The 10,955-nt window shown below is 69.3% G+C and carries 24 protein-coding genes; 22 read left to right on the forward strand and 2 right to left on the reverse strand.

The genetic code is table 11. The annotated features are described in order from the left end of the window. On the forward strand, positions 1-567 hold a 567-nt coding region (locus ACN28A_RS39180; RefSeq protein WP_421404928.1), incomplete at its 5' end, for an MBL fold metallo-hydrolase. Here ACN28A_RS39180 and ACN28A_RS39185 read toward each other — a convergent pair. Beyond that, positions 568-975: a helix-turn-helix transcriptional regulator gene (locus tag ACN28A_RS39185; RefSeq protein WP_421391370.1), complete on the reverse strand. Its 408-nt coding sequence runs from the start codon at positions 973-975 to the stop codon at positions 568-570. 336 nt (positions 976-1,311) lie between these two features. Here ACN28A_RS39185 and ACN28A_RS39190 point away from each other — a divergent pair, with 336 nt between their 5' ends. From ACN28A_RS39190 to ACN28A_RS39260, 15 genes are all read left to right on the forward strand, one after another. After that, a complete protein-coding gene (locus ACN28A_RS39190; protein ID WP_421391372.1) occupies positions 1,312-1,473 on the forward strand; it encodes a hypothetical protein in 162 nt (53 codons plus the stop codon). After that, a complete protein-coding gene (locus ACN28A_RS39195; protein ID WP_421391374.1) occupies positions 1,473-1,667 on the forward strand; it encodes a hypothetical protein in 195 nt (64 codons plus the stop codon). The genes ACN28A_RS39190 and ACN28A_RS39195 overlap by 1 nt, the downstream gene beginning before the upstream one ends. Positions 1,668-1,881: 214 nt before the next feature. Beyond that, entirely contained in the window at positions 1,882-2,679 is a 798-nt protein-coding gene (locus tag ACN28A_RS39200; RefSeq protein WP_421391376.1) for a helix-turn-helix domain-containing protein, read from the forward strand. After that, entirely contained in the window at positions 2,676-3,215 is a 540-nt protein-coding gene (locus ACN28A_RS39205; protein WP_421391378.1) for a hypothetical protein, read from the forward strand. The genes ACN28A_RS39200 and ACN28A_RS39205 overlap by 4 nt, the downstream gene beginning before the upstream one ends. A 162-nt stretch (positions 3,216-3,377) precedes the next feature. Beyond that, the gene (locus ACN28A_RS39210; protein WP_421391380.1) at positions 3,378-3,527 is read left to right on the forward strand and encodes a hypothetical protein; all 150 of its coding nucleotides are present in this window, start codon (positions 3,378-3,380) and stop codon (positions 3,525-3,527) included. Next, positions 3,524-3,994, forward strand: coding sequence for a hypothetical protein (locus tag ACN28A_RS39215; RefSeq protein WP_421391381.1), 471 nt, complete (start codon positions 3,524-3,526; stop codon positions 3,992-3,994). Before ACN28A_RS39210 ends, ACN28A_RS39215 begins: the two co-directional genes overlap by 4 nt. Before the next feature lie 279 nt (positions 3,995-4,273). Next, entirely contained in the window at positions 4,274-4,621 is a 348-nt protein-coding gene (locus ACN28A_RS39220) for a hypothetical protein (RefSeq protein ID WP_421391383.1), read from the forward strand. A gap of 47 nt (positions 4,622-4,668) precedes the next feature. After that, positions 4,669-5,550, forward strand: a complete 882-nt coding sequence (locus ACN28A_RS39225; protein ID WP_421391385.1) for a hypothetical protein — start codon at positions 4,669-4,671, stop codon at positions 5,548-5,550. Positions 5,551-5,673: 123 nt separating this feature from the next. Then, the gene (locus tag ACN28A_RS39230) at positions 5,674-5,895 is read left to right on the forward strand and encodes a hypothetical protein (RefSeq protein ID WP_421391387.1); all 222 of its coding nucleotides are present in this window, start codon (positions 5,674-5,676) and stop codon (positions 5,893-5,895) included. Beyond that, positions 5,892-6,134 (forward strand): hypothetical protein, encoded by a 243-nt coding sequence (locus tag ACN28A_RS39235; protein WP_421391388.1) that lies wholly within the window; start codon positions 5,892-5,894, stop codon positions 6,132-6,134. The genes ACN28A_RS39230 and ACN28A_RS39235 overlap by 4 nt, the downstream gene beginning before the upstream one ends. Next, on the forward strand, positions 6,131-6,676 hold the full coding sequence (locus ACN28A_RS39240; protein ID WP_421391390.1) for a hypothetical protein: 546 nt from the start codon (positions 6,131-6,133) through the stop codon (positions 6,674-6,676). Before ACN28A_RS39235 ends, ACN28A_RS39240 begins: the two co-directional genes overlap by 4 nt. Beyond that, complete coding sequence (locus tag ACN28A_RS39245) at positions 6,673-6,972, forward strand: hypothetical protein (protein ID WP_421391392.1); 300 nt, start codon at positions 6,673-6,675, stop codon at positions 6,970-6,972. The genes ACN28A_RS39240 and ACN28A_RS39245 overlap by 4 nt, the downstream gene beginning before the upstream one ends. Next, positions 6,947-7,249 (forward strand): hypothetical protein, encoded by a 303-nt coding sequence (locus ACN28A_RS39250; protein WP_421391394.1) that lies wholly within the window; start codon positions 6,947-6,949, stop codon positions 7,247-7,249. Before ACN28A_RS39245 ends, ACN28A_RS39250 begins: the two co-directional genes overlap by 26 nt. Positions 7,250-7,507: 258 nt before the next feature. After that, a complete protein-coding gene (locus ACN28A_RS39255) occupies positions 7,508-7,741 on the forward strand; it encodes a hypothetical protein (RefSeq protein WP_421391396.1) in 234 nt (77 codons plus the stop codon). Continuing rightward, positions 7,738-7,917 carry a hypothetical protein gene (locus ACN28A_RS39260; RefSeq protein ID WP_421391398.1) on the forward strand — a complete coding sequence of 60 codons (180 nt, stop codon included), beginning with the start codon at positions 7,738-7,740 and terminating at the stop codon, positions 7,915-7,917. The genes ACN28A_RS39255 and ACN28A_RS39260 overlap by 4 nt, the downstream gene beginning before the upstream one ends. 5 nt (positions 7,918-7,922) lie before the next feature. On the opposite strand, the gene ACN28A_RS39265 is transcribed toward ACN28A_RS39260, so the two are convergent. Next, a complete protein-coding gene (locus ACN28A_RS39265) occupies positions 7,923-8,120 on the reverse strand; it encodes a hypothetical protein (protein ID WP_421391400.1) in 198 nt (65 codons plus the stop codon). An 81-nt stretch (positions 8,121-8,201) separates the two neighbouring features. Here ACN28A_RS39265 and ACN28A_RS39270 point away from each other — a divergent pair, with 81 nt between their 5' ends. The 6 genes from ACN28A_RS39270 to ACN28A_RS39295 form a co-directional block, all read left to right on the forward strand. Next, entirely contained in the window at positions 8,202-9,029 is an 828-nt protein-coding gene (locus ACN28A_RS39270; RefSeq protein WP_421391402.1) for a hypothetical protein, read from the forward strand. Further along, the gene (locus ACN28A_RS39275) at positions 9,026-9,514 is read left to right on the forward strand and encodes a hypothetical protein (protein WP_421391404.1); all 489 of its coding nucleotides are present in this window, start codon (positions 9,026-9,028) and stop codon (positions 9,512-9,514) included. Before ACN28A_RS39270 ends, ACN28A_RS39275 begins: the two co-directional genes overlap by 4 nt. Positions 9,515-9,951: 437 nt before the next feature. Continuing rightward, positions 9,952-10,149, forward strand: a complete 198-nt coding sequence (locus tag ACN28A_RS39280) for a hypothetical protein (protein ID WP_421391406.1) — start codon at positions 9,952-9,954, stop codon at positions 10,147-10,149. Next, complete coding sequence (locus tag ACN28A_RS39285) at positions 10,146-10,379, forward strand: hypothetical protein (protein ID WP_421391408.1); 234 nt, start codon at positions 10,146-10,148, stop codon at positions 10,377-10,379. The genes ACN28A_RS39280 and ACN28A_RS39285 overlap by 4 nt, the downstream gene beginning before the upstream one ends. Beyond that, a complete protein-coding gene (locus tag ACN28A_RS39290) occupies positions 10,376-10,732 on the forward strand; it encodes a hypothetical protein (protein WP_421391410.1) in 357 nt (118 codons plus the stop codon). The genes ACN28A_RS39285 and ACN28A_RS39290 overlap by 4 nt, the downstream gene beginning before the upstream one ends. Next, the coding region (locus ACN28A_RS39295) for a hypothetical protein (RefSeq protein ID WP_421391412.1) at positions 10,729-10,955 on the forward strand (227 nt) is incomplete at its 3' end. The genes ACN28A_RS39290 and ACN28A_RS39295, both read left to right, overlap by 4 nt.

Raw genomic sequence — 10,955 nt, forward strand, 5'->3', positions numbered from 1 at the left:
GGTCCGATGGACAACAACGCCTACCTGCTGCGCTGCACCGCCACCGGCGAGCAGGTCCTGATCGACGCGGCAAACGAGGCGCCCCGGCTGCTGGAACTCGTCGGCGAGGGCGGGCTGGCCGCCGTGGTCACCACGCACCGGCACATGGACCACTGGGTCGCCCTGGAGGAGGTGGTGGCGAGCACCGGGGCCCGGTCACTGGTGCACGACGCCGACGCGGACGGCCTGCCGATCGACTCCGAGCCACTCGCCGAGGGCGACCGGGTCCGGGTCGGTGACCGCGAACTCGAAGTGATCCACATCGTCGGGCACACCCCCGGCTCCGTCGCGCTGCTCTACCGGGACGAGGTCGACGGGACCCACCTGTTCACCGGCGACTCGCTCTTTCCTGGGGGTCCTGGGAGGACAACTAACCCTGTCGAGTTTGCGCAGATCATGGACGACTTGGAAGCCAAGGTGTTCGATGTCTTGCCGGACGACACGTGGTTCTACCCGGGGCACGGCAAGGACTCGACGTTGGGTGTCGAGCGTCCGTCGGTGCCGGAGTGGCGGGCCCGGGGCTGGTAGTCAGACCGCCTCCCGCTCTGGCGTGGGGCCGTCGTCGGGTTGGTTGCGGAGTTGCCGTAGCAGGGTGAGTAGCGCCTCCTTCGCCGCCTTCGGGATGCGTTCGTCCTGGAGGACGTCGAGGAGTTCGTCGGCGCGAGGGTCGACGGGCGGCGGTGGGGGTTGGTCGATTTCGTCGGCTTCGAGTAGGCCGAGGGCGATGGCGGCGTCGATGGGTCGGATGCCGAGTGCGATGCAGACTGCCCTGACTTGGTCTAGGTCGGGTCGTTCGGCGTCGCCGCCTTCCCATCTGGTCAGTGTTCGGCGGCTGACGCCTGATGCGGCTACTAGGTCTTCTTGTCGCCAGCCGCGTCGTTGCCGCCCCTGCTTGATCAGGTTGGCGAAGGCGTCCTTGCGGCCTGGCTGTGACATGAGGGCACTGTAAAGGCTGGTCAGTGCATGATCGTGCGCCAGATGTGGCATGCGTCGTGCGTCACTCATGACGCACCGCCGTAAATTGCCTGTAAGCTCCCCAGCTTCATTCGGTCATGATGCCGTCACTCATCGATTAAGACAACTAGCACAGGGTGTCGCAAGGGGTTGCGCGCCATATATGGCTCATGAGATTCTTGCGCCATGCCCGACGCACAGACCAGCGATGTACGCGCCATACCGAGCGCGTCCGCACGTCTCAACTGGCCCCTCATCCGGGCCCGCTGCGCCGAACTCGGAGCACGCACCAACCGCGACGCCGCCCGAATCATGGGCATGGCCCCGCGCACCCTCGACCGGCTCCGCTACGGCAGCGCGGCGACCAGCATCGAAACCGTCCTCCAAATGCAGGAGATGCTGGGCCTGTCCCTCGACGACATGTTCCCCCGCCCCGCCAAGCGCCGCCGTAGCTCCCTGACCGACAAGGCGGCGGCCTGATGCCCGCCTACCGGCTCGACGACCCGGCACTCGACCAGGCGATGCGAACCCTCGCCGCCGAGACGGCCGCCGGTTGGCCGGCACCGTCGGAGGAACAGCGCGCCGAACTCGCCCCGCTGCTCGCCCCGCCGGTCGAACCGGTCAAGGTTCGCCGCCGTCGGCGTGCCCAGGTCCCGGGGCGGCGGGCCGCATGAGCGTCCGCAACCTCACCTCCCCCGCTGGTATCGCCACGCCGCTGCTGTCTGGCGGCTGGGTGATCGATCGCCGCGATGCGCCGTACTGGGTGTCGGACCGGGCGACCGCTCGGGCGGAACTGGGCATCCCTGACTCCCTGGCCGGGCTCGAGCCCCTGCGGTCAGCGTCTGCCGCCCCAGCCCTGCCGGGGCGCGCATGTGGGGAGGTCCGGCCGTGACCGCTGTCGCAACGACGGAACTCGCCCGCGCCCGCGCCGCCCGCATTCGAGCCGGTATCGGCGCCTACTTGGCCACCCTTGCCGACATTGCCGCCGCGTACGCACAGCAGGACTGGCGGGCGCTCGGCTATGCCGACTGGCAGGCGTACGTCGATGGTGAGTACTCCGAGCACCGACTGAAACTTTCGCCCGAACATCGACAGAAGGCGGTCGCCGAGCTTCGGCTCGCAGGAATGAGCCAGCGCGCCATCGGCTCGGCCCTCGGGGTCGACCAGGCCACCGTGATCCGGGACCTCCGCCGAGGTGATGCAGATGCATCACCTGAGGAGATCAAGGGTGCTGACGGGAAGACGTACGCCAGCACTCGTTCGAGTCCTCCAGTATCCCCGATCAACGTCGTAGAGGCGTCGCCCGGACCGGACCGATCGGGGCCGGAGCACCCGTGTCCCCCTGAGCGGTCGACGGAAGAGGTCGACGTCCGGCACGGCCCCGACTCGACTCCGGCAACGCCCGGCGACCTTGCTGCTGCCGCCAGCGTTCGTGCGGCGCTCGACATCCACGCGCCCGACCCTCACGCCGTCCATCGGGAGTGGCGGCGGGACTTTCTGGGGCAGGTGCATGCCGTTCATGTGGTGATGCGTCATGCCCCAACGACCGTGGTCGATCGCGGCGACGACGAGTGCGTTCGTGAGCTGTACCGGTGCGCACGCCTACTCGGCGAGTTTGCCCAGACCGTCGCTGACGAGATCGCCCGCTCTCAACCGAACGTCGTGCCATTTCGGAGGGCGCAGTGAAGTACGCAATTGATCGGGCTTCGTGGTCACCTGAGGACCGCGAAGAGTTCGAGCAGATGTTGGCCGAGATCTGCGGCCGGACCACCGACAGTGCCGAGCGGATCGATCTCGCCGAGGCGCTGCTGAACGACGCCGTCCAGGGTCAGCGGTTCTGGGCTCGACAGGTGGAGCGAGCGTGCCTGCGCGACGGACTCGGCGCGGAGATTCGCCGCTACGAGGACCGCAACCGAGTGATGTTTGCGCATGACGGACGAGTGCTGAGCATGCCGGCCAAGCAGGCGCGGCGGGTACAGGTCGACGACGGCCGGACAGTGTTTCAGCGCGAACTGATCGAGCTGTGGCCGTGGGCGCAGATCGAGGACAAGCGGGCCGAGGCCATCCGCGCGCGGCGGACCTATGACGACAAGGTCGCGCACTACGACCGACTGCTGGCTCTGCGGGTGCTGTGTCCAGATTCGGCCTCGCCGGATGAGGCGGCGCGGCAACTCGGGATTGACCTACAGACCTACCTGGCCCGGCCTGCCGAGGCCGCCTGACCAAAGCGAAGCGCCCGCCGGTCTGCCTCCGACGAGCGCTCGATCGCTCCGCCTCTTACCGATCTCTGACTAGGAGGACATCGGCAAATGGCTATTTCGACGATACATCAGGTCCCCCGAACGGCTGTCACCGCCTCCCCTGCCCGGCCACCTGCGGCACCTGTGGACCCGGTCCACCTCGCCGCCGAGCTGGAGGTGTGGCTAAAGGACCAGGGCATCAGCCCGGGTGCCGGGTACCGGCCCCTGGAAGCGCTCGCCGCCGTGGAGACGTATCTGCGGGCGGCAGACATTCCGATGGCCGGTGCCGCGTGACCGCGACCCTGCCGCCGAACCTGCTGCGGACCGTCGACCAGACCCGCGAGGCGGTGCCGCTGCCGGGACCGTCGTCGCCTGCCTGGCAGGACCCGTCAACGGTGTGGCGGATCGCCCTGTTCCGGGAGCGACACGTTGACCCGGCCGCGCACGACCTGGCGCACCCGCAGCCGATCTGGGGTTGCGACTTCTGCCCGCAGTCGGGCGTGTGCCCGCAGTGCGCAATGCCGTCCCCGGAGTGTGCGGATTCGTCGGGGCATCGGCGGGAAGCTGCCGGGTCGGAGTCGTCGTGGCGGGGTGGCGGCGTGAGGGTGTTGGAGCAGTGGTCGCCGGAGTTCGCCGCCGAGGTTGCCGAGCGGTGGCGGAAGGTGCGGCGGGGTGAGCGTCCCCGTCCGCAGGTTGAGGACCGGCCACCGGTTGTGGTCCGGGACGGGGCGACGGTACGCACCGAGGCGGTGGCGTCGTGACTCCCCTCGTGTTCGGCGCCGCCGGCCTGCTGGTCGGTGCCGCTATCGGCCAGCTCGTCGGCTACCGGCGGGGTGTGCGTGCGACGTGGCTCCACGCTGCGACCGCGTTCCTGACTCTTGACCGTCTCGTGTTTCGGCAGCTCTGCCGGGCGGAGGAGTCGGCTCGGGACGCTCAGGAGCGCCTGCACGCGGCGGTCCGGGATCCGCACGGCTTCGGTAACGGAGCCGGCTACCGCTCGACCCGCTCCCCTGATTCCCGGTCGGCAAGGGAGGCATCTCGTGCGTCTGCGTAGTGCTGTCGTGGTCGCGCTCGTCGGGGCGGCGTGTTTCGCGGTCGGTGTGGCCGATGTGCGCCGTGGTGTGTCTCCGTCGGTTGATCCGGTGCCGCCTCGGGTCCGGTTCACGCTGCCGACGTGTGACGGCCTGCCGGCCCGGGTGGACGTGACGAACGTCAACGAGGCCCGGTATGTGCTGGTCGGCTTCAACGACGACCCGGCTAGCGATGTGGAGCCGGGCGGGTCGGTCGGCTACGAGCTGACGTCGGGCGAGGTGCAGGTGATGGTCGACGGCCGCCCGCACGGACGCCCGTACGTGTATCTGCCGCCGTCGTGCGAGCGGCTTCCCTGACTCCCTCCGCCCGCCCGGGTGTGGGGTTATCCCTCCAAGGAGATCCATTGAGAATCCGAACTCTGGCCAGCGGTGTTGGTGCGCTGGCCGTAATGGTCGCCGGGGTGCTGGCGTTCACCGGCGCCGCGCAGGCGGCGACGATCGACGGCTGGACGGCGAACGTCGGCACCTCCGTGAAGGCGGTCGACGGTGTGAACGTGCTGGTGATGGACCAGTCGGGCACGTCGGCGGGGACGAGCCTGGAACGGGTCGTCGCCGGGAACGTGCACGCCGAGCTGCCGATCTCGTTCACGTTCCGGCTCGACGGTGCGGACGCGTCGTGTGGTGGTGGGGCGCCGCGCGTGTATCTGCTCGGCGGGCTGCTGTACGGGCAGGTCATGTCGTGCCCGGTCGCCGCGTCCGACTGGGTGACGGTGTCGGCGGCGGACTTGTCGTGGTGGTCGGGTGGCACGAACTACGCGTCGTGGGCGGCGGCTGTGGTGGCGCATCAGGGGACGCCGCTGGGTCAGGTCGGGCTGGTGTTCGACAACGCCGCCGGCAAGAACGCGAAGGCGCTGTTCAAGAACCTGACCCTCGCCGGGAAGCGGGTGAAGCTCGGCACCCCGCCGGGGGCGACGCCGACGGTGACCGCGTCTGCGACGGCATCCCCGACTGCGACGGCCACGCCTACCCAGACGGTGGAGCCGACCACGACCGCGACGGCTTCCCCGACCGGTGAGCCGACGTCAGAGCCGACCGCCGGTCCGTCTGAGTCGGCGGATCCGGACCCGACGTTCTCGCCGTCGCCGGCCGCCGGTGGCGGTGGAGGCGATTTGCCGCTGACGGGTGCGGGTGTGCTCGGGATCGGTGGCGCCGCTCTGCTGCTGGTTTCGGTCGGCGGTCTGCTGTTCGTGCTGGCCCGTCGTCGTCGGACCCGTTTCGAGGTCTGACGTGTTCGGCCCGGCGGGGGCGGCAACCCTCGCCGGGCTCGGGTCGGCCGGTTCAGCCGGTGCGGGTGTCGTAGCCCACCGTCCCGCCATTCGTAGACCACCACCAGATCGACGGGAGATCTCATGGGATTCATCAAGTCCTATCTACGGGACCTTGTGACCAACACCCGCCCTGCTGCTGCCATCGGACGGGCCGTCGTACCTCCGCAGGACGACCAGCCGACGGTCGGCCTGCCGCGTGCGGCGCTGAACGAGTCGTCGGGGTACGTCGGCCGCCGTCGGGACATCAAAGCCCGGAACCGGTCTGCTGGTCCGCGCTACCGGTCGCCGGAGGTGGCGCTGTGAGCCCGGCAGCCGCAGTCGTCCTCGGCATATACGCGTTCTCGGCGATCACGTTCGTTGGCCTGATGGTCGCCGACGGGATGGGTCGACGACGGCGGATCAGAAGGCGACGGCCGGTGCAGGTCGACGCGTACCCGTTCCTCAGTGACGGGGAGCAGGTGGAGCTGTACGCCCGCTTCGAGGCGATCGTCGCCCCGCTGCGGATTCAGGCCCCGATCGTGCCGGGGGGTGAGTCCCGGTGAGCGTAGTTACTGGCGAGGACTACGGGATCGGGGTGGGGTTCGCCCTTTTGACGGTAGCGATTTTCGGCCTGGTCGTGCTCGTTGCCGTCGTCATCCCCCGCGAGATCCATCGGGATCGGCAGGCGCATGCGGCGCTGGACCCGAAGCAGGACAAGCTGCGTTGGCAGTGGGGGACGCAACTGCTGAGCGGGGTGACGTCACGTAGGTCGATCGCCCCGGCGTCGCATCGCGCCCCGTGGCGGCTACCGGCTTGGGCGCGGACGTTGGTTGCGCACGGGCAGCCAGCCGAGCCGAAGGGGTACGGGCCTCCGCCGCCGCTGAGCGTGGTCGAGCAGCCGACCGTCACGGCCTGGCCGGTACGGGACCGGAACACGGTGCCGTCGCTACTGAACCCGGCCGTCGGTGCGGCCCGGGTGCCGCGCCAAGACCGGTGGGAGGAACGCGACGTCATAGACGACGTTCTCCGGGGCCGGATGGAAGCGGCGGCGAACACCGAGGACACCGGCATGCTCCCGCCGATCCGGGCGGAGGTCACCCCGTGAACCGGTTGGTGCGGTGGCTCTCTTCCCTCCGCCTGTGGTTCGTCGACCAGCAGGCGTTGCGGGCCGAGGTCATTCGTCTTCGCCGCCTGCTCGACGCGAAGCAGGCCGAGCACAACCGGCAGCTCATGGAGATCGACGAAGGGCACCGGCAGGTCATGGCGTCGATGCGGCTGACCAATGCCGAACTGCGGTCGGAGAACATCCGGCTCGATCGTGACGTTGACGAGTTGCGTTGGGCGCTGGCCCACGCCTCCGGCGGGGAGGTGGAGCGTGTCTCCGCAGCCGTCCGGGATTGAGGTCGTTCCGGTCACCGCCGCCCAGATCGGGGGCGCGTTCCTGCTCGGCGTGCTGCTGCTGGCGGTGGCGGTCGGGGTGACGGCGTGGGCGGTGCGCGGCCCGGTCGAGCCGGAGTCGGTGGATGACGTCGACCGCCGGGCGGAGATCCGGGCGCCGAGGGTCGGGCGCGGCCTTCGCCGTCGGCCGCACACGGGGACCGTGCATGTGCCCGGTGTCCGGCCGGTGTCCGCCGACGATCCGACGGTTGTGATCCGCATGGGTGGTGACGAGTCGTGATCGGCGAGCGGTGGATGTGGCTGGGAGTAGGGCTCATGGTCGTCGGCGCCGGTCTGCTGGTGGTGTTGTCGGCCCGGCGGGTTCGGGGTCGTCGCGCCCGGCGTGCTCGCGTGGCGCAGCGGTGGGTCACCTACCGGCAGGGGTCGGCTGCGGTGTCGCCGTCGGGGTTGGTGCCGCCGCGTGTGTCCGGGGTGTACCGGAGCACGGCCGGGGATGTCGACGCTACGGCGGTCATGGCCCGGATGCGGGATGGTGGCCATGGTTGAGCCCCGGCCGCTCGCCCAGCCCACCCAGCCGGCGCACGTCGAGTGGCGCTACCTGCCGAAGTCTCAGGTCAAGCACGCCCTGACCCGGGCTGATGACTGCGCGGCGATGTGTGGCCTGTATGTGCTGCCGGCGTCGATGTGGTTGGGCACCGGCAGTCAAGTGGAGTACGAGACGGTTGCCGGGCTGCGGGAGTGCCGGTCGTGCGTGAAGGCGCTCGGCCGGTGAACCCGATCGACTGCCTGGTTGTCGGCCTGGTCCTCGTGCTACTTGGGGTTGTTGCCGCCGTGCTGGGCTGGTGGTGGCCGGCATGCTGGTTGACGGTCGGCTGCGGGGTTGGGTTGCTGTTTGACGGCGCCGGGGATCTGGACCGGTTGCAGCAGCGGTCAGGTGATCCCCGATGAGGCGGTCAGGCGTCATCGCGCGGTTGCTCTCGCCTGCCAGGGTGTCGACCTCGGGCACGCAGCGCCTCGGTCACGAGCACGGACAGGGCCGCATTGAAGCTCACGCCCATCTCATCGGCCACCTCTCGGATGGCCGCGTTGATGTCTGCCCTGAACCGAACCGTTGTGGGTCGCTCCGCCATATTGCTGATCGTAGTGCGCATACATATGATGGTAGAGTGAATACATCCGATGGCGCCAGTTGGCTACCTGCCGGCGCATCCCGATGACCTTGGAGTCGCTGCATGACTGACGTTGTCCTGCTGACCCGAGCCGAGGCTGACTGTCTTGCCGACTGCGAACAGAAGATCGCCGCCGGCCTTCAAACCTTCGTCGAGGTCGGCACCGCCCTGGCAACGATCCGGGACAACCGTCTCTACCGAGCCGAGTTCGGCACCTTCGAGGCGTACTGCATGAGCCGGTGGGGCTTCACCGATCGGCGCGCTCGCCAGATCATCGACGCCGCCGAGATCGGAACAATTGTTCCGGTCGCAAACGAGGGTCAGGCGCGAGAACTCAGTCGCGTCCCCGAGCCCGAGCGCGCCGAGGTGTGGCGCGAGGTTCAGGAACGCACCGAGGGGCGCCCAACTGCTGCCGCGATCGCCGAGGTCCGCCGCGAGCGCGAACAACCCACGAACCCCCCGACCGGTGCTGACGCGTTCGCGTCCAGTGCCGAAACCCGGCCCGACCGGTCGGGGCCTATGCCGGGGGAGGTGGCGTCCGGGATGAAAGGGAACTTGTCGCAAAGCAACCTTCGCAACGACGCCACCTCCCCCGGCGCTCAAACCACCGGTCCGGCACTTCCGTGGCCCGTCGCCGAGGACATCGCTCGACCGGCCGCCGAGGGAAGCGGAGTTGCGCACGCCGCCCGCGTCAGCGACGACGTACGACGGCTGATCACGCTCGCGCAGACGTTCGGCAGTCCCGAGCTTCGCGCCCGCGCCGTCGACCTGTACGCCGACCACCTCGGCCACGCCCCGATGCCGCCGTCCGGAGCGGTCAACACCGAAGAGATTCGCAAGGCCGGTGAGGCGATCCTCGCCCTGGCCAAGGACTGGAAGAGGAAGCGATGAAGCGTCGTACCCCCGCCTTCGACCACGTTGTCTACCTGTACCGCACCTGGGCGTCCCAGCGAAGCGGCGTATGGAGCAAGAAGGAGGCGTGGGGCGACCTCCGCTCTGACGTCATCGGCTTCCTCCGGGCCACGTCCGCCCCCGACGACTGGGACCAGCTCGCCGAGATGCTGTTCAACCTCGCCGACGACGCGATCGTCAAGGCCGGGGAGTACGAGATCCGCGACGCGGACCCGATGCAGCAGGAGCTTCCATTCGCCCTGCCGTACGACCTTGACGCGATCCTTGCGCTCGGTGCCGGTGACCGGTGCGCGTTCGGCGACATGCGGATGGCCGAGTGGGTTCGCCACGACGCGAAGAAGTACGAGAACATGCGCGCCGTTCAGGAGGCGTACGACGAGTGGCGGCAGAAGAGTAATCACCTGCTGCCGGGCCTGACTCAGGGCATGTCGATTCGCGAGATCTGCGAGCGGGCCGCCGCGTGAACCAGCCCACCGTCCTGACAGTGAAGCGGTACCGGTGCCCGCACTGCACCCGCTTCTCAAGGTCGAGCAAGGCCAGGACGGTCGAACACATGGGCCGCTGCTGGTACAACCCGGGCGCCCGGGGTTGCAAGACGTGCGCGCACTTCCAACCCGAGCACGATGCGTGCGGTTGTACGCCCGGCTGCAACTGGGGCAACAGCGGCCAGTCGATCGCCGAGTCGTGTGCGGTCGGCGTGGACCTGTCCGGGCACCCGGAGTGCGCGGCCTGTGGTGGGTCCGGCTGGACCGACACCAGCGAGGGCGGCGAGCGGCCCTGCACCTCTGAAACCACGACGTGTCACGTCGGCGACGGGCGTGCGGTGAGGCCCGGTCCGATCGTCGGCTGCCCCGAGTGGTCGCCCTCTTCTTCCCTTCCGACCGAACGGAGCTGATCAACCATGAGTTACGTCCAGCCCGACCCGGGCCGCTATCGCCGACTCAAGGATAACGCCGAGGTCACGGTGACCGGCTGCACCGGAAGCGAGTGGAACGACAGCGTGTCGGTTCGGTCTCCCCGGCTGACGCACGTGCGGCTGGAGAACTTCTGGAAGAAGTACGAGCCGCTGCCCGCCGAGTCTCCGGCGGTGACGTCGTGACCGCCCTGCCGAACATCGTCGCCGTCGACTGTTGGCGCTGCGGTGACACCCCTGCCGCCGGCACCTGCTGCTCGTCCCACGACAAGCTGCTGTGTCACCGCTGCTACCGGCTGACTCACTTCGTCGAGCGGTGCACCGAGAGTTGCCGGGAGTGTGCGGCTGAGAGTTTGCCGCTGATTCTCACCCCTGCGATTGCCGCGACGATCGGCCGGAAGTCGGTGGCGTCGTGACCGCCCGGGAGCCGCTGGACCTGGACGGCATCCTTACCGACGTCACGGGGCACGCTGCCGAGCTGCCGGCAGACGTCGTGGATTGCGTCGGGTGCCACATCGCCGTTACCGATGTGCCCGCGCTGGTCGCCGAGGTGCGGGCGCTGCGCCGGGACCTGGCCGCGAACGAGGACAGCGAGGATGCCCGACTGGCCATCGCTGAGGCCGAGGTTGCCCGGCTGCGTCCGGTGGTCGAGGCCGCGCGTCGGGTGGTCTACCCCGGCGGCGTGGACGAGTTCAACGGGCTTGTCGCCGCCGTCAGCGTGTTCAACGCGGAGTCGCCGGCAGTTCCGGGACCGGAGGTGCCGTGGTGACCGTCGTTCTTCCGCCGCGCACGCTGGCCGACCCGGACGCCGTCAACCGCCTCGACGACGGCACTCCCCTGCCCGGTGACGTGGTACGGGCCGAACAGCACGACCGTCAGTGCCGGCAGTCGTGGGACGGGTTCGCCCGGCAGCAGGCGGCGATGGAGCGTGCGGTGTGGCTGGACGCGCACCGGGAGACCTGCGACGGCTGCGAGTACTGCGAGGTGGCGGC

Source organism: Plantactinospora sp. WMMB782 (genome assembly GCF_049179135.1).
GTDB lineage: Bacteria > Actinomycetota > Actinomycetes > Mycobacteriales > Micromonosporaceae > Plantactinospora.